Genomic DNA, 16,237 nt, shown 5'->3' with positions numbered 1-16,237 from the left:
GTCAGTGCATCTCGGCTCCCGCCGATGCGGGCTTGCCGACCGGACGGTCGGCCCTCTGGACCAGGAGGATCAGCGGCAGCACGGCGAGGCTGGCGAACATCATCAGGCGGAAGCAGTCGGCATAGGCGATCACCTCCGCCTGCTGGACGACGAGGTCGTTGACCGTCGCCCGTCCCTGCTCCGTGGTGAGGTCCACCGTGTCGCCGAGCCACTGCACCCCGCGCGCGAAGGGCGAGATGTGCTCGCCGAGCGACGAGTGGAGGATCTGTCCGTTGCGGATCAGAAGGAAGGACATCATGGAGATGCCCACGCTGGAGCCGATGTTGCGCATCAGGCTGTAGAACCCAGTGCCCTGCGTGCGCAGCTCGGACGGCAGCGTGGCGAAGGCGACGGTGGAGAGCGGCACGAACACGAACCCGATGCCGAACCCCTGGATGATCCCGGTCCGGATGATCGTCGCCTCCGAGACGTCCAGCGTATAGAGGCTCATCTCGTGCAGCGCGAAGGCGGTGAGCCCGAAGCCGAAGCCCAGCAGAAGGCGCGCGTCGACCCGTCCGATCAGGCGGCCGACCACCACCATCGCGATCATCGTGCCGATGCCGCGCGGGGCGAGCACGAGGCCGGCCGTCAGCACCGGATAGTCGAGAAGGTTCTCCAGATACGGGCTGAGCAGCGCGAGCGTCGCCAGGAGGACCGCGCCGACCACGAAGACCAGGAGCTGGCTGATCACGAAGGTCCGGTCCGCGAACAGGCGGCGGTCGACGAACGTCGGGCGCCGAGCCGTCACCGTATGGACCACGAAGAGGTAGAGGCCGAGCAGGAACAGCGCGAGTTCCGCCTGGATCTCGACGGACGAGAACCAGTCGAGCTGTTCGCCCCGGTCGAGGAAGAGTTGGAGCGAGGCGATCGCGAGCCCGAGCGTGGCGAAGCCAAAGATGTCGATGCGCGCCGACGGGTCGGCGCCGCGCCGCGGCAGGAAGCCGAGCGCCAGCGCCAGCGCGGCCGCGCCGATCGGCACGTTGACGTAGAAGACCCAGCGCCAGTCGTAGTATTCGGTCAGCCAGCCGCCGAGGGTCGGGCCGATGATCGGTCCCAGCATCACGCCGAGCCCGAACACCGCCATGGCCTGGCCGCGCGTGCTGGCGGGATAGGTGTCCAGGAGGGTCGACTGCGCGATCGGCACGAGGGGCGCGCCGAAGACGCCCTGCACCACTCGGAACAGCACCATCTCGGTCAGGCTCGTCGCCGTGCCGCAGAGCATGGACGCGACCACGAAGCCGACCACGCAGGTGATGAACACGCGGCGGCGGCCGAATCGGCGCTCCAGCCAGCCGGTGGTGGGCGTCATGATCGCGGCCGAGACGATGTAGGAGGTCAGGACCCAGTTGATCTGGTCGCTGGTCGCGGCGAGCGAGCCCTGCATGTAGGGCAACGCGACGTTGGCGATGGTGGAGTCCAGCGCCTGCATCAGCGTGGCGATCATCACGCAGGCGGTGATCGCCACGCGCTGGCCCGAGCTGATCTCCTCGGGCGCCGGACCGCGCGGCGCGTTCATAGCCCGACGAGGCCCAGAACGTCGTCCCAAAGGGTCTGCGGCGTGCGGTGGTAGCCCGTCTCGATCGATACGGTCGCGCTCGACCCCACCCGCAGCGCCACGCCGTCGGGTACGTCGTCCAGCGTTACCCGCACCGGGATGCGCTGCACGACCTTGACCCAGTTGCCGCTGGCGTTCTGCGCCGGCAGCAGCGAGAAGACCGAGCCGGACGCCGGGGCGACGCTCGCGACCTTTCCCCGCAGGACGAGATCGGGATAGTTGTCCACCACGACGTCCGCCTCGTCGCCGACCTTCACATGGACGAGGTCGGTCTCCTTGAGGTTGGAGTCCACCCAGGCATCGGTGGAGACCAGCGTGAACGCGGACCGGCCCGCCGTCAGGTACGAGCCGACCGCGATGTTGTCGACCTGCGTCGCGATGCCCGCGAAGGGCGCCGTGACGGTGGCGAGGCGCAGGTCGCGCTCGGCGCTCTGCAGCGCGGCCTGCGCCTGCAGATAGGTCGCCTGCTGCTCGGTCGGCGTGTCGGCGGAGCCGCCGAGCTGCGCCAGCGTCGAGCTGGCGGAGGCCCGTGCCGCCACGAGCTGATCCTGCGCGACACGAAGGTCCCGGCGCGCCGCGTCGGCGTCGGAGCGCGTGCCGACGCCGCTGTCCACGAGACTGCTGGCGCGGTCGAACTGCTGCTGGGCATAGGTCACGTCGGCCTGGTTCTGCTGAACCTCCGCCTCGGCCTGCCGATAGGTCAGCACGAGGCCCTGGAGCTTCTCCCGCGTTTCCTGGAGCTGCGCCTTGGCCTGGTTTACCGCGATCTGGAAGGGTTCGGGGTCGAGACGGAACAGCACCGCCCCTTCCGCCACCCGCTGGTTCTCCGCGACGTCCACCTCGACGACCTGTCCGGCCACCTGCGCCGTGATCGTGACGTTGGGCGCACCGACGTAGGAGTCCGCCTCGCTCACCGTGCCGCCGCCCCGGAAGTACAGGACCAGCGCCACGACGACGAGCACCACCGGCCCGGCGCCGAGCAGCAGGCGGCGACGCCAGGGAGACCGCCGCTCCGCCTTCGGCTGAGCGGGCGCGTCCCCCGCCGTCGCGGCGTCGTCGCCGCCTTCTTCGATACGCCGGTTGACCTGGTCCATTCTCGACACCGACCGCGCAAGCCCGGATCGCGTTCCGAAACCGCCGCGCCTTTCGACAGGAACGTTTCGTCGCTCACGTGAAAGTCAACTCACCGACGGCGGACGATTTGTCCCTTGAGCGTGGAGACGCCCGGCGCCGGCCGCTCAGCCCTGCGCTTCGCCCCCCGTCCGCCGACCGAAGCGCCGGTCCGGCTCCGGCTGCAACGGCGCCCAGGCGCGGCCGTCGCGCGCCAACAGCGCGTCGGCTCCGCTCGGGCCCGCGCTGCCGGCCGGATAGGGTTCGGGCTCGCCCGCCTTCCAGGCTTCCAGCACGGGCTCCACTACCGCCCAGGGCGCCTCGATGGCGTCGGCCCGCTGAAACAGCGAGGCGTCGCCCATCATGCAGGCATAGAGGAGCGACTCGTAGCCGATGTTGGGGACGTGCTCGAAGAAGTCGTCGTGCCGGAACGCCTCGGCCACCGGCGCCAAAGCCCAGCCCGGCCCCGGCGCCTTGATGTCGAACGCGGTGCGCAATCCCTTGTCACCGTCGATATGCAGCGTCAGGCGATTGGGCTGCGAGCCGGCGCCGAACAGCGCATGGGCGGGCGGCTTGAACTGGAGCACGATCTGCGTGCAATGGGCGGCCAGCCGTTTGCCCGTGCGCAGGTAGAAGGGCACGCCCGCCCAGCGCGGCGTGTCGATGTCGAGCTTCAGCGCGGCATAGGTCTCGACCCGGCTCCGGGGATCAACGCCCGGCTCCTCGCGGTAGCCGACGCGGTGTGCCCCGCCGAGCGAGCCGGCGGCATACTGGCCGCGCACCATGTCGTCCGGCGCGACCGGCCGGACCGCCGACAGAAGCCGACCCTTGGCATCGCGCACCGCACGCTCGCCGAGATCGGCCGGCGGCTCCATCGCCACCATGGCCAGGATCTGGAACAGGTGGTTCGGCACCATGTCCCGCAGCGCGCCGGCGCGCTCGTAGAAGCTTCCCCGGCCTTCCACGCCCAGCGTCTCCGCCGCCGTGATCTGCACGTGGTCGAGGTGCTCGGCCGACCAGAGCGGTTCGAAGATGCGGTTGGCGAAGCGAAGCGCCAGGATCGCCTGCACCGTTTCCTTCCCCAGAAAGTGGTCGATCCGATAGATCTGCTCCTCGGCGGCCAGCGACAGGAGTTCGGCGTCGAGCGCGCGCGCCGACGCCAGATCGTCGCCGAACGGCTTCTCGATCACGAGGCGGCGGAACCCGCCACCCGGCCGGCGGAGAAGGCCCGCCTTGCCCAACCCTTCGGCGATCGGCGCGAAGAAGCGGCCCGCCACCGCGCAGTAGAAGACGGCGTTGCCGTCGATCCGCTTCGCGAGCGCCTCGAACGTCGCATCGTCCGTCACGTCGCCCCGCATGAACTCGAGCCGCCCGGCAAGATCCTGCCAGACGTCCTCGCGGATCGCGCCGGCATTGAATTCGGCCGCTGGATCGGACGCCATCTCGTGCAGCGCCGCGTTCAGCCCGTCACGCCAGCTCTGCGTCGAGATGTCGGCGCGATCCACGCCGACGACGCGAAAGCCCGGATCGAGGACTCCCGATACGGCGAGATCGTAGATCGACGGCATCAGGAGCCGCTTCACGAGGTCGCCCGCCGCTCCGAACAGAACGAGCGTGCAGGCAGGCGCGATGGCAGGTGCGGTCATGTGCATGTTCCAGGCTTGGCGGAAGGGGCGCGGTTCGGGACCGGTGCCCCGCATCCACGGGGCCGGCCGTGAGGCGGGGCTGCGAAACTCGGGGCGTAAATGGTCCGCGATGCCGGTTTGCCAATCGCCGCCCGCACGGGTGACCGCCGAGCTTCCCTCGGGCGATATGCCCACGTTCCGTCCGGCCGCGCCGCGTGCTATCCGTCGATCGAAGCGGTATCCGAGGGGACGCGGGGCGTGGCTGGACGGCGAAGCGGCTGGAGCGAATGGACGGTGCGCCTCGTCGCGCTGCTCTTCGTCGTGCACGCCGCGCTTCTGGCGTTCTCGCAAGGCGCCTCGGCCGACACGGCCCCGCGCGATCAGTTCGGCAACGTCCTGTGCCACGCTTCCGATCAGATCAACCACGACGGCTCGCATCGGTCTCACGACGACCATTCCGGCAAGATGTCGTGCTGCTGGCTCGGTTGCAGCATGTTCGCTGGGACATCGGCGGCGCCGCCCGCCTCGGGCGAGGCAGTCGCCACCGCCGTCGCGGCGCCGCCTGCCGTCTTCGTGTCCTATGCGAACGTGCTGGCCTCCGTCCCGGAAACGCCGAGAATCACACGCGGGCCACCGGCCGTCCTCTGACGACGGCCCTTCCACGTCGAGACGCAGACCGACGCCGCCTCCCCTCCCCGCCCCTCCGGCGCGGCAGGGTTGAGCGCGAGCAAGGCCGGCAAGCTCGACACCGCGCCACGGCGACCTTCCCCGTTTTCGAGACCCTTCCATGTCCGACCTCACTCTCGACCGCCCCGAGCGCGCCGCGCGCTCGGGCGCGTCGGTCGATCTCTATCGCGCCGTGTGGCGCTGGCACTTCTATGCGGGACTGTTCGTCCTGCCCTTCCTGGTCACCCTTTCGATCACGGGAGGTCTCTACGTCTTCCGCGACGAGATCGACGCCCTCGTCCATTCCGACCTCAAGCGCGTCGCGACCGCCAATGACACGTCGCTCGCCCGGCCCTCGGCCATGGTGGACGCCGCGCTGGCGGCCCATCCCGGCACCGCGCTGAAGTTCACCGATCCCGCAAGCCCGGACGCCTCCGCCGAGGTCACCGTGCGCACGGACGCGGGCGAGCGGCTCGCGGTCTATGTCGATCCGCACGATGCCCGCGTTCTCGGCGCCCTGCCGGACCAGGGAACCATCATGTGGACCGTCCGGCACCTTCACAGCCTGAAGTTCTTCGGCCCCGTCGCACGCGGCGCGGTGGAGATCGCCGCGGGCTGGTCGGTCCTGTTGGTGATCACGGGCATCTACCTCTGGTGGCCACGCGGGCAGGCGGGCGGCGTCGTCACGGTGCGCGGCACGCCCGCCCGGCGTGTCTTTTGGCGCGACGCGCATGCGGTGACCGGCATCGCGGTCGGCGGGTTCCTGGTGTTCCTCGCGGTCACGGGCATGCCCTGGTCGCAGGTCTGGGGCGGCCAGGTGAACCAGTGGGCGAACGGCTCGAACTTCGGATACCCGTCCGGCGTGCGCGTCGACGTTCCCATGTCCGGGCAGAGATTGTCCGAGGCGGGCACGACGAGCTGGTCGATGCAGGAGGCTCAGGTCCCGGAATCCGCGCCGTCGTCGCGACCGTCGATCGGGCTCAACGCGGCGGTGGCCACGTTCGATCGGCTCGGCCTCCACCACGGCTATGCGGTCGCGCTGCCGACGACGCCCACCGGCGTGTATACGGGGTCGGTCTATCCCGACGACGTCGCCGAGCAGCGCGTGGTCCATCTCGACCGCTACACGGGCGACCCCCTTCTCGACATGCGCTATGCGGACTACGGTCCGCTCGGAAGGGCGCTGGAATGGGGCATCAGCGTCCATCTCGGGCAGCAGTTCGGGCTGCCGAACCAGATCGTGCTCGTTCTCGTCTGCATCGGCAACGTGGTGCTCGCCGTCTCGGCGGGCGCGATGTGGTGGAAGCGCCGCCCCAGCCGCTCGATGGGCGTGCCGCCGATGCCCCGCGATCCGCGCGTCTTCCGAGGCCTCCTTGCCCTCCTGGCGATCGGCGGCGTCGTGTTCCCGCTGGTCGGCGCCTCGCTGCTCGTGATGCTGGCGCTGGATCTCGCCGTCGCGAGGATGCGTCGCCGCCCCGCCGCCGCCTGAACGCACCCACCCGCCGCGTCTTGCGCCCGGTCCCGAGAGGGGTCTCGCGGCGAGAGGCGCGGCGCCCCATCCGCTTTCGTAGGAGACCGCCATGTTCCCCCTATCCCCCGCCCGCCGCCTGGCCGCACCCGCTACGGCCGTGTGTCTCGCGCTGGCCGCCGTCGCCCCCGCCCCCGCCTTCGCGCACGGCTATAAGATCGGCGCGATCGAGATCGGCCATCCCTGGAGCCGGGCCATGCCGCCGGGCGCGCGCACCGGGGCGGGATACCTGACCCTGGCCAACCACGGCACGGAGCCCGATCGCCTCGTGTCGATCACGTCTCCGGCGGCGACGGAGGTGCAGGTGCACGACATGTCGGTGAAGGATGGCGTGATGACCATGAGACAGGTCGAGGGGGGACTTGCCGTCCCGGCAGGGGGCGAGGCGCGGCTGGCGCCGGGCGGGCTCCACCTGATGCTGCTCGGCGTCAAGGAGCCGTTCCGCGAAGGGCAGATGGTGCCGCTGCACCTCACCTTCGAGCGGGCGGGCGCAGTGGACGTGGAGCTCAAGGTCGACGCCATGGGCGCGCCGGGCGCGCACGCGGCGCATACGCCTTAGCTTGCCCCGCATCGAGACGTGCGATCACGACTTGTTTTTGCAACGGCGCCCTCGGGGCGCCGTTCCGCATCCGATTTTCCTCGGTCCATGCGGAGCCCAACGATGCGCCATCTCCCCCTCGCCGGAACCCTTGCCGCCTTGACGCTGACCGCCGGCGCGCTGGCGCTGCCGCAGGTCGCCGCCGCGCAGCAGACCTCGCCGGCGTCCGGCCAGCAGGCGACCCAGTCGCAGCCCTTCTCGCTGCCCGAACTGCCCTACGCTTACGATGCGCTGGCGCCGATCATCGACGCGCAGACGATGGAGCTGCACCATTCCAAGCACCATCAGGCCTTTGTGACCGCCCTGAACAACGCCGCCGAGGCGGACCCGCAGCTTGCTGGACTGTCGCTAGAGGAGATCGTCGCCTCGGCGGGCGAGCGGCCGGCGGGGGTTCGCAACAGTGCGGGCGGCCACTGGAACCACACGTTCTTCTGGCAGATCATGGCGCCGGAAGGCGAGCGGGGCGAACCCTCGGCCGAGCTGACCGCGGCGATCGACGAGGCCTTCGGCTCGATGGACGAATTCAAGCAGGCCTTCCAAACCGCCGGCACCGGCCGCTTCGGCTCGGGCTGGGCTTGGCTGATCGTCGGCGACGACGACAAGCTGGCGATCACATCGACGCCCAACCAGGACAACCCGCTGATGGACGTCGCCGAGACGAAGGGCACGCCGGTCCTCGGCAACGACGTCTGGGAGCACGCCTACTACCTGACCTACAACAACCGCCGCGCCGACTACCTGTCGGCTTGGTGGGACGCGGTGAACTGGACCAAGGTCTCGGAAAACTACGCCGAAGCCGCCGCCCGCTGAATCGCCGGCGGCCACCACATGGGCCGGGGGCGCGTTCGCGCGCCCTCCGCCCTTCAGAGAGATTCCATGGGCGTCAGAGCGTCATCGCCTGCACGACGACATCGACCATGCTCCGGCGCACCATGCCCCAATCGCCGAAATGGCGGGTCTCCACCATCCTGCGGTCGATCTCGACCACATCGCGATGACGCTCGTCCTCGCAGATCCGGCTGTAGAGCCGCCCGACCGCCTCGGGCGGCCCCTCCAGAACCTGGAGCACGCGCCGACCGTCCACGGCCAGCATGCCGGTGACATGGTCGCGCTCGTTCCTCACGCGCGAGCGGTCCACGATTCCGTCGAGCTTTTCCTGCGACACGTCGTCGGAAAGGTGGGATACGTAGACTAATCGCAGCAACATTCGGGCCTCCAGGCGTTCGGACCATTGCCATCCGCCGCGGGACGACGCAAGCAGACCGGGAGACTGGTCGAACGCGATCACGTCGGCGATCCGGGACAGGCGGCATAGGCGACCATGAGCGAGCAGGAACGCCGGCGGATCGACCACGAAATCGACGTCGCGAGCGGGAACACCGCCGACCCATTCGCATCCGCCGTGCGAACGACCCGGATGCCGATGATCATCACGGACCCGGCGACCGCGGACAACCCGATTGTCTTCTGCAACGACGCGTTCGTCCGGCTGACGGGCTACGACCGCGACGAGATCCTCGGCCGGAACTGCCGGTTCCTCCAGGGGCCGGCGACGAACCGGGACGACGTTCTGAAGCTCCGCCGCGCCGTCGAGGAGCGCCGGTCGATCGAGATCGACCTCCTGAACTACCGCAAGGACGGCTCGACCTTCTGGAACGCGTTGCTCGTGTCGCCGGTGTTCCAGGGCGACGAGCTCACGTTCTTCTTCGCATCGCAGTTCGACGTCACCGAGCGAAAGCGGGCCGAGGAGCATCGCTTCCTTCTGAACCGCGAGCTCGACCACCGGGTCAAGAACACGCTGGCGACGGTGCAGAGCGTGGTCCTGCAGACGCTGCGCGACGCGCGGATTCCCTCGGAGGTGACCTCCGCCGTGTTCGGCCGCATCCAGGCGCTGGCGCGCAGCCACGACGTTCTCACCGCCGAGGCCTGGGCGAGCGCGGCGCTCGGCGACGTGGTGAAAGGCGCGCTCGAGCCGCTGCATACGAGGGTTGGCGACCGCCTGACGGTGGAGGGCCCGGAGGTTCGCCTCAAGCCGCGCATCGCCACCATGCTGTCGCTCGCGGTCCACGAGCTGGCCGAAAACGCGCTCCGCCACGGCAGCCTGTCGAACGGCACGGGCACCGTGGACGTCCGCTGGCGCATCGAGGACGATCAACTCGCCTTCGGGTGGCGCGAGCGCGGAGGCCCGAGCGTGCGCCCGCCATCGCGCTCGGGCTACGGGACGCGCATCGTCGAGCGGGTGCTGGCGGCGGAGTTCGGCGGCACGGCCGAGATCGACTTCGCGACGGAGGGCCTGACGCTGCAGCTGCGTGCGCCGCTCCATCCGCTGGAGCACGAGGCGACGAGCTGGACCTTTCCCTGACGATTCCTGGTCGCCCGCCTCAGCCGAGGAGGTCGCGGATCACCTGCTCGAAGATCCCTGCGCCGACGGGAATCAACGCGTCGGGAAAGTCGTAGTCTGGATTGTGCAGCCGAGGGTGGTCGACGCCAGCGCCCAGAAAGAACATCGCCGACCGCGCGTGGCTCGCGAAGAGCCCGAAATCCTCCGACGGGTACATCGGCTCCCCCGGCCGATGCACGACGCTCCGCGCATCCATCGCGGCGCGCAGGATGGCCACGGCGTCGGGATGGTTCTCGCAGTGCCGGAACACGTCGTCGTAGGCGATCTCCACGCCCAGCCCGTGACGCTCGGCGCAGGCCCGAGCGCCCGCCTCCGCCCGCGCGCACAGGGCGTCCATCCGCTCGTCGCGCAGGGCACGCAACGTCGCCCAGACCTCGGCCTCGCCAGGCGAAATCCCGAAAGCCGGCTCGCCGAGCCGAGCGTGCGTCACGGTCACGAGCTGGAACGCCTCGTCCAGCTCGCCTCCCGTGCCGAGCGAAGGAAGGAGCGCCAACATCTCCGCCACGGCCGAGAGGGGCGACACGCCGTCCCAAGGCATGGAGGCATGCGCGGTTCGACCCCGCAGGGAGACGCGCATGCCCCGCGAGGCGCAGTTGACCGGCCCCGTCCGAAGCGCGACCTCGCCGAGCGGCAGGCCGGGCAGGTTGTGCAGCGAGAAGGCATAGTCCGGCGCCAGTGCGGCGAAGGCCGGATCGGCGAGGATGCGGGCGGCGCCCTCGCCCGTTTCCTCCGCCGGCTGGAACAGGAGCACGACGCGCCCGCGCGCGGGTCGCCTGACGCCGAGCCATCGCGCCACCAGCGCGAGGATCGCGCTGTGACCGTCATGACCGCACAGATGCCCGACCCCGTCGCGGCGCGAGCGATGCTCCCGCTCGCCGATCTCCAAGATGGGCAAGGCGTCCAGTTCGGAGCGAATCAGGAGCGTCGGCCCCTCGCCGGCCCCCGCGAACACCGCCGCGACGCCATGGCCGCCGAGCCCGGTGACGACCTCGTCGGCTCCGCAGCCGCGAAGGAACTCGGCGACTGTGTGGGCCGTCGCAGCTTCCTGGTCGGAAATCTCGGGATGAGCGTGGAGATGGCGGCGGAACGCGACGATCTCCGCCAACAGAGCATCGGGCGTCGGCATGGCCGATCTCTCGTGGTTTCCCCGGCTCCCGCCGAGGTGGGTCCAAGCCGCAACGGGCGGCGGGTGCACCGATGTTTCGGTCACGGTACGCGGCGACGCGACCGCGGCGCCGGAAGGGTGTTCGCGATGGAGGCGCCGCAATCGGCGCCTCCATCGCCTCGCGGTCCTACTTGGACTTCGACTTCGGCGCGGCGTCGACGTTCACCGCGTCCTTGAGGCCCTTGCCGGGCGTGAACTTGGCGACGTTGCGGGCCGGAATGTCGACCTCGGCACCCGTCGACGGATTGCGGCCCTTGGAAGCCGCGCGGTGGGAAACGGAGAACGTGCCGAAGCCGACGAGCCGGACGTCGTCGCCCTTGGCCATGGCATCCTGAAGCGCGTCGAAGACGGCGTCCACGGCGCCCGTGGCTTCCTGCTTCGACAGCTTGGCCTTGTCGGCCACGGCGGCGACCAGTTCGTTCTTGTTCATGCACAGTCTCCAGCGTTGAAGGAAGTCGCATCGACTCGGTGCGCCACACTGCGTAAAAGACGAGCGACCTTCAAGGCCGAGATGGGGTCAAACCCGCGGAAACAAGGGCCCCGAACGAAAAATGCCGCCCCGTGGGCGGCATTTTTCGTCGTTTTCGCTCCGGGAAGCCCCGCTCAGTGGGCCATCGCACCCTGCGAGTCGTCCGACTTGTCGGCCAGGTGGGCCGCCGCGTCGTCCTCCGACCATTCGATCGGCGCCGGCGTGCGGACCAGCGCGTGCTCGAGCACCTCGCCCATGCGCGAGACCGGAACGATCTCCAGGCTGTTCTTCACGTTGTCCGGAATGTCGGCCAGATCCTTGGCGTTCTCGGCCGGGATCAGGACCTTGGTCATTCCGCCGCGAAGCGCGGCCAAGAGCTTCTCCTTGAGGCCGCCGATCGGCAGCACCCTGCCCCGCAGCGTCACCTCGCCGGTCATCGCGATGTCCCGGCGGACCGGGATGCCGGTCATCACCGAGATGATGGCCGACGCCATGGCGATGCCTGCGGACGGCCCGTCCTTCGGCGTCGCGCCCTCGGGCACGTGGACGTGGATGTCCCGCTTATCGAAGAGCGGCGGCTGGATGCCGTACTCGATGGCACGGCTGCGGACGTAGGACGCGGCGGCGGAGATGGACTCCTTCATCACATCCTTGAGGTTGCCCGTCACCGTCATCTTGCCCTTGCCGGGCATCATGACGCCTTCGATCGTCAGCAGCTCGCCGCCGACCTCCGTCCAGGCGAGCCCGGTGACAACGCCGACCTGATCCTCCGCCTCGGCCTCGCCGTAGCGATAGCGCGGCACGCCGAGATAGTCGGAGAGGTTCGCGGCCGAGACCTCGACCGTCGTCACCTCGCCCTTGAGGATGCTCGTGACCGCCTTGCGCGCCAGCTTGGACAGCTCGCGCTCGTAGGAGCGCACGCCGGCCTCGCGGGTATAGCGCCGGGCGATCTCGCGAAGCGCGTCATCGGCCACCGAGAACTCCTCGGGGCGCAGGGCGTGATCCTTGATCGCCTTGGGCAAGAGGTGCCGCTTGGCGATCTGGATCTTCTCGTCCTCCGTGTAGCCGGCGATGCGGATCAACTCCATGCGGTCCATCAACGGACCCGGGATGTTGAGCGTGTTCGCCGTCGTCACGAACATCGTGGACGACAGGTCGTACTCGACCTCCAGGTAGTGATCCATGAAGGTGGCGTTCTGCTCGGGGTCGAGCACCTCGAGAAGCGCCGAAGACGGATCGCCGCGGAAGTCCTGGCCCATCTTGTCGATCTCGTCGAGCAGGAAGAGCGGGTTGTTCCGCTTGGCCTTCTTGAGCGACTGGATCACCTTGCCCGGCATGGAGCCGATATAGGTACGACGGTGGCCTCGGATCTCGGCCTCGTCGCGAACGCCGCCGAGCGCCATGCGCACGTATTCGCGGCCCGTGGCCCGCGCGATGGACTTGGCGAGCGAGGTCTTGCCGACGCCCGGGGGCCCGACGAGGCACAGGATCGGCCCCTTGAGCTTCGCCTGACGGCTCTGCACCGCCAGATACTCGACGATGCGCTCCTTGACCTTGTCGAGGCCGTAGTGCTCCTCCTCGAGGATCTCCTCGGCCTTCTTGAGGTCGATGCGCACCTTCGAAGCCTTGCCCCACGGCAGCCCGAGCAGCCAGTCGAGATAGTTGCGCACCACCGTCGCCTCGGCGGACATCGGGCTCATCTGCCGCAGCTTCTTCAGCTCCGCCGAGGCCTTCTCCTTGCCTTCCTTGGACAGCTTGGTCTTCTTGATGCGCTCTTCGATCTCGGCGAGCTCGTCGCGGCCTTCCTCGCCGTCGCCCAGCTCCTTCTGGATCGCCTTCATCTGCTCGTTCAGGTAGTACTCGCGCTGGGTCTTCTCCATCTGGCGCTTGACGCGCGAACGGATGCGCTTCTCCACCTGAAGGACCGAGATCTCGGCCTCCATGAAGCTCAGGGCGCGCTCGAGGCGCTCCTGCACGCTGACGATGCCCAGCATCTCCTGCTTCTCGGGAATCTTGATCGCGAGATGCGAGGCCACCGTGTCGGCCAGCTTGGAATAGTCGTCGATCTGCCCCGCCGCGCCGACGACCTCGGGCGAGATCTTCTTGTTCAGCTTGACGTAGTTCTCGAACTCCGAGATCACCGAGCGCGCGAGCGCCTCGACCTCGACCGGGTCTTCCTCGACCTCGGGAACGATGGTCGCGATCGCCTCGTGCCAGTCGGTCCGCTCGGTGAAGCCGGAGATGCGGGCGCGCGAGATGCCCTCCACCAGCACCTTCACGGTGCCGTCGGGCAGCTTGAGCAGCTGGAGCACGTTGGCGAGCGTGCCGAGGTCGTAGATCGCCTCGGGCGCCGGGTCTTCGTCGCTCGCGTTCTTCTGGGTCGCCAGCAGGATCTGCTTGTCCGCGCCCATGACCTCCTCGAGAGCCCGGATGGACTTCTCGCGCCCCACGAAGAGCGGAACGATCATGTGCGGGAACACGACGATGTCGCGCAGCGGGAGAACCGGGTAGGGACCGGACTCGGCGGGCGCGTCGGCTTGGAACGTCGGGTCTGACATGCTTGTCCTTTCTACGGCATCAGCCGCGGGAGGCCCTTTGCGACCGGCCCATCTGGCGCCGGGTCGAAAGGCCTTCTTACATTTGGCAATGTGGTCGCCGATCGCCCTCCCTTCAACCCGCGGTCGGTCCCGCAGGGTTGCGTCGAAAGTGAACGGTGCGGTCGGGAAGCCGACCCATCGAAAAGTTAAGCCCGCCCCGGCGCTCCGGAGCGGGCCTGATGGTCTCAGACGATGCGGATGGCGGGTGCGTCAGGCACTCGCGGGCTCTTTCTCGTCCTTGCGGTCCGAGTAGATGTAGAGAGGCCGCGCGTTGCCGTCGATGACCTCTTCCGAGATCACGACCTCCTGCACGCCTTCCAGCGTCGGCAGATCGAACATCGTGTCCAGCAGCATGGCTTCCATGATGGAGCGGAGGCCGCGCGCGCCGGTCTTGCGCTCGATCGCCTTGCGGGCGATCGCCTTGAGCGCGTCCTCGTGGAAGGAAAGTTCGACGTTCTCCATCTCGAACAGGCGCTGGTACTGCTTAACCAGGGCGTTCTTCGGCTCGACCAGGATCTGCACCAGCGCCGGCTCGTCCAGGTCCTCCAGCGTCGCCAGAACCGGGAGGCGGCCGACGAACTCGGGGATCAGGCCGAACTTGAGCAGGTCCTCGGGCTCCACCTTGCGGAAGAGCTCGCCCGTGCGCCGGTCCTCGGGACTCTCGACGTTCGCGCCGAAGCCGATCGAGGTCTTGCGTCCGCGGTCGGAGATGATCCGGTCGAGGCCCGCGAAGGCGCCGCCGCAGATGAACAGGATGTTGGCCGTATCCACCTGCAGGAACTCCTGCTGCGGATGCTTGCGGCCACCCTGCGGCGGAACCGAAGCGACGGTGCCTTCCATGATCTTCAGGAGCGCCTGCTGGACGCCCTCGCCCGACACGTCGCGCGTGATCGACGGGTTGTCCGACTTGCGGCTGATCTTGTCGATCTCGTCGATGTAGACGATGCCGCGCTGCGCACGCTCGACGTTGTAGTCGGCCGACTGGAGCAGCTTCAGGATGATGTTCTCGACATCCTCGCCGACGTAGCCCGCTTCGGTCAGGGTGGTCGCGTCCGACATGGTGAAGGGCACGTCGAGGATGCGGGCGAGCGTCTGCGCGAGCAGCGTCTTGCCGCAGCCGGTCGGACCGATCAGCAGGATGTTGGACTTCGCCAGCTCGACGTCGTTGTTCTTCGACGCGTGCGCCAGACGCTTGTAGTGGTTGTGGACCGCGACCGACAGGACCTTCTTGGCGAAGGACTGGCCGATGACGTAATCGTCGAGAACCTTGATGATCTCCTGCGGGGTCGGCACGCCCTCGCGCGACTTCACCATGGAGGATTTGTTCTCCTCCCGGATGATGTCCATGCAGAGCTCGACGCACTCGTCGCAGATGAAGACCGTCGGCCCGGCGATCAGCTTGCGGACTTCGTGTTGGCTCTTTCCGCAGAAAGAGCAGTAGAGCGTGTTCTTGCTGTCGCCGCCGCTCACTTTGCTCATCGTTCTTCCTTCCGTTCCGCACCTCGGACGTGGAGGTCCGGAGATAGGTCGCGTGACCCGTGACTCATCCTATGCTGCAACGCGCACAAAGCAACCGCCTGCCACGAGCGCGATCCCGGCCTTGGCCCTCTCGCATCCGTGACAGTCTAGCGACGCTATCCTTGATCGACGCTTAATCGGAGCCGAGCCCTGAAGGCTAGGGTCGGCTCGTGGCGACATCAAGGACGAGGGCGCGACGGGCCTCAGGACGAGATCGCGGTCTCGATCGCGTCGCGGGTCGAGTGGACCTTGTCGATCAGACCGAAGTCCTTGGCCTCGTCCGCCGTCATGAAGTGGTCACGGTCCAGCGTGCGTTCAATGGTCTCGTAGTCCTGGCCGGTGTGCTGGACGTAGACCTCGTTGAGGCGGCGCTTGAGCTTGATGATGTCCAGCGCGTGGCGCTCGATGTCCGACGCCTGGCCGGAGAAGCCGCCGGAAGGCTGGTGGACCATGATTCGCGCGTTGGGCGTGGCGAAGCGCATGTCCTTGTGGCCGGCGCACAGGAGCAGCGAGCCCATCGAGGCCGCCTGGCCGATGCACAGCGTGGAGACCGCCGGCTTGATGAACTGCATCGTGTCGTAGATCGCCATGCCGCTCGTCACCACGCCGCCGGGCGAGTTGATGTAGAGCGCGATCTCCTTCTTCGGGTTCTCGGCCTCGAGGAACAGGAGCTGCGCGCAGACCAGCGTCGCCATCCCGTCCTCGATCGGGCCGGTGATGAAGATCACGCGCTCCTTCAGAAGGCGGGAGAAGATGTCATAGGCCCGCTCGCCCCGGTTCGTCTGCTCGACGACCATCGGAACAAGGTTCATCATGGTCTCGACGGGATGCTTCATGGTGGTCTCTCGTGAAGGGGCTGGCCGACGTCGTGCCGGCCGAATCGGGCTCGGTATTTCGCTTGCCTAGATAGGGTGCGTGGGGCGGCCAGCGCAAGCAGCGCCCCCCAGCCTCGGGGAAGCTCCGCGC

General features: G+C 68.4%; 14 protein-coding genes. 5 read left to right on the top strand and 9 right to left on the bottom strand.

From position 1 onward, the window contains the following. Position 1: 1 nt before the first annotated feature. From D3218_RS01490 to zwf, 3 genes are all read right to left on the bottom strand, one after another. A complete protein-coding gene (locus tag D3218_RS01490; RefSeq protein ID WP_119538117.1) occupies positions 2-1,555 on the bottom strand; it encodes a DHA2 family efflux MFS transporter permease subunit in 1,554 nt (517 codons plus the stop codon). Beyond that, positions 1,552-2,688: an HlyD family secretion protein gene (locus D3218_RS01485; protein WP_119538116.1), complete on the bottom strand. Its 1,137-nt coding sequence runs from the start codon at positions 2,686-2,688 to the stop codon at positions 1,552-1,554. The genes D3218_RS01490 and D3218_RS01485 overlap by 4 nt, the downstream gene beginning before the upstream one ends. A 144-nt stretch (positions 2,689-2,832) precedes the next feature. Further along, on the bottom strand, positions 2,833-4,350 hold the full coding sequence (gene zwf, locus D3218_RS01480; protein ID WP_245414876.1) for a glucose-6-phosphate dehydrogenase: 1,518 nt from the start codon (positions 4,348-4,350) through the stop codon (positions 2,833-2,835). A gap of 99 nt (positions 4,351-4,449) precedes the next feature. Here zwf and D3218_RS01475 point away from each other — a divergent pair, with 99 nt between their 5' ends. The 4 genes from D3218_RS01475 to D3218_RS01460 all read left to right on the top strand — a co-directional run bounded on the left by D3218_RS01475 (position 4,450) and on the right by D3218_RS01460 (position 7,931). Continuing rightward, complete coding sequence (locus D3218_RS01475; protein WP_136625031.1) at positions 4,450-4,977, top strand: DUF2946 family protein; 528 nt, start codon at positions 4,450-4,452, stop codon at positions 4,975-4,977. 139 nt (positions 4,978-5,116) lie between these two features. Beyond that, on the top strand, positions 5,117-6,484 hold the full coding sequence (locus tag D3218_RS01470) for a PepSY-associated TM helix domain-containing protein (RefSeq protein WP_119538113.1): 1,368 nt from the start codon (positions 5,117-5,119) through the stop codon (positions 6,482-6,484). A 91-nt stretch (positions 6,485-6,575) separates the two neighbouring features. Beyond that, positions 6,576-7,082 (top strand): copper chaperone PCu(A)C, encoded by a 507-nt coding sequence (locus tag D3218_RS01465; protein ID WP_119538112.1) that lies wholly within the window; start codon positions 6,576-6,578, stop codon positions 7,080-7,082. A 102-nt stretch (positions 7,083-7,184) separates the two neighbouring features. Beyond that, complete coding sequence (locus D3218_RS01460; RefSeq protein ID WP_119538111.1) at positions 7,185-7,931, top strand: superoxide dismutase; 747 nt, start codon at positions 7,185-7,187, stop codon at positions 7,929-7,931. Positions 7,932-8,004: 73 nt separating this feature from the next. Here D3218_RS01460 and D3218_RS01455 read toward each other — a convergent pair whose 3' ends face one another. Continuing rightward, on the bottom strand, positions 8,005-8,328 hold the full coding sequence (locus D3218_RS01455; RefSeq protein ID WP_119538110.1) for a BLUF domain-containing protein: 324 nt from the start codon (positions 8,326-8,328) through the stop codon (positions 8,005-8,007). 114 nt (positions 8,329-8,442) lie between these two features. Between D3218_RS01455 and D3218_RS01450 the strand changes: the two genes are divergently transcribed. Further along, positions 8,443-9,483: an HWE histidine kinase domain-containing protein gene (locus tag D3218_RS01450; RefSeq protein ID WP_119538109.1), complete on the top strand. Its 1,041-nt coding sequence runs from the start codon at positions 8,443-8,445 to the stop codon at positions 9,481-9,483. A gap of 19 nt (positions 9,484-9,502) precedes the next feature. Here the strand turns inward: D3218_RS01450 and D3218_RS01445 are convergent, their stop codons facing one another. The 5 genes from D3218_RS01445 to D3218_RS01425 form a co-directional block, all read right to left on the bottom strand. Next, positions 9,503-10,648 (bottom strand): amidohydrolase, encoded by a 1,146-nt coding sequence (locus D3218_RS01445; protein ID WP_119538108.1) that lies wholly within the window; start codon positions 10,646-10,648, stop codon positions 9,503-9,505. Positions 10,649-10,814: 166 nt separating this feature from the next. Then, positions 10,815-11,117, bottom strand: a complete 303-nt coding sequence (locus D3218_RS01440; protein ID WP_119538107.1) for an HU family DNA-binding protein — start codon at positions 11,115-11,117, stop codon at positions 10,815-10,817. A gap of 173 nt (positions 11,118-11,290) precedes the next feature. Beyond that, complete coding sequence (gene lon / locus D3218_RS01435) at positions 11,291-13,714, bottom strand: endopeptidase La (RefSeq protein WP_119538106.1); 2,424 nt, start codon at positions 13,712-13,714, stop codon at positions 11,291-11,293. Between the two features lie 249 nt (positions 13,715-13,963). Beyond that, entirely contained in the window at positions 13,964-15,232 is a 1,269-nt protein-coding gene (clpX, locus tag D3218_RS01430) for an ATP-dependent Clp protease ATP-binding subunit ClpX (RefSeq protein ID WP_119538105.1), read from the bottom strand. Between the two features lie 242 nt (positions 15,233-15,474). Next, positions 15,475-16,107 (bottom strand): ATP-dependent Clp protease proteolytic subunit, encoded by a 633-nt coding sequence (locus D3218_RS01425; RefSeq protein ID WP_119538104.1) that lies wholly within the window; start codon positions 16,105-16,107, stop codon positions 15,475-15,477. Positions 16,108-16,237 lie beyond the last annotated feature (130 nt).

The sequence above is a fragment of the Aureimonas flava genome (assembly GCF_003583935.1).
Taxonomy (GTDB): Bacteria; Pseudomonadota; Alphaproteobacteria; order Rhizobiales; family Rhizobiaceae; genus Aureimonas; species Aureimonas flava.
The sequence above is the reverse complement of the archived record's forward strand: the minus strand, read 5'-3'. Positions and strand labels throughout refer to the sequence as shown.

What these genes read in the sequence shown, in the direction of transcription:
- D3218_RS01490 (WP_119538117.1), bottom strand. Translation starts at nt 1,555, where the DNA reads ATGAACGCGCCGCGCGGTCCGGCGCCCGAGGAGATCAGCTCGGGCCAG.
- D3218_RS01485 (WP_119538116.1), bottom strand. Translation starts at nt 2,688, where the DNA reads ATGGACCAGGTCAACCGGCGTATCGAAGAAGGCGGCGACGACGCCGCG.
- zwf (WP_245414876.1), bottom strand. Translation starts at nt 4,350, where the DNA reads ATGACCGCACCTGCCATCGCGCCTGCCTGCACGCTCGTTCTGTTCGGA.
- D3218_RS01475 (WP_136625031.1), top strand. Translation starts at nt 4,450, where the DNA reads ATGGTCCGCGATGCCGGTTTGCCAATCGCCGCCCGCACGGGTGACCGC.
- D3218_RS01470 (WP_119538113.1), top strand. Translation starts at nt 5,117, where the DNA reads ATGTCCGACCTCACTCTCGACCGCCCCGAGCGCGCCGCGCGCTCGGGC.
- D3218_RS01465 (WP_119538112.1), top strand. Translation starts at nt 6,576, where the DNA reads ATGTTCCCCCTATCCCCCGCCCGCCGCCTGGCCGCACCCGCTACGGCC.
- D3218_RS01460 (WP_119538111.1), top strand. Translation starts at nt 7,185, where the DNA reads ATGCGCCATCTCCCCCTCGCCGGAACCCTTGCCGCCTTGACGCTGACC.
- D3218_RS01455 (WP_119538110.1), bottom strand. Translation starts at nt 8,328, where the DNA reads ATGTTGCTGCGATTAGTCTACGTATCCCACCTTTCCGACGACGTGTCG.
- D3218_RS01450 (WP_119538109.1), top strand. Translation starts at nt 8,443, where the DNA reads ATGAGCGAGCAGGAACGCCGGCGGATCGACCACGAAATCGACGTCGCG.
- D3218_RS01445 (WP_119538108.1), bottom strand. Translation starts at nt 10,648, where the DNA reads ATGCCGACGCCCGATGCTCTGTTGGCGGAGATCGTCGCGTTCCGCCGC.
- D3218_RS01440 (WP_119538107.1), bottom strand. Translation starts at nt 11,117, where the DNA reads ATGAACAAGAACGAACTGGTCGCCGCCGTGGCCGACAAGGCCAAGCTG.
- lon (WP_119538106.1), bottom strand. Translation starts at nt 13,714, where the DNA reads ATGTCAGACCCGACGTTCCAAGCCGACGCGCCCGCCGAGTCCGGTCCC.
- clpX (WP_119538105.1), bottom strand. Translation starts at nt 15,232, where the DNA reads ATGAGCAAAGTGAGCGGCGGCGACAGCAAGAACACGCTCTACTGCTCT.
- D3218_RS01425 (WP_119538104.1), bottom strand. Translation starts at nt 16,107, where the DNA reads ATGAAGCATCCCGTCGAGACCATGATGAACCTTGTTCCGATGGTCGTC.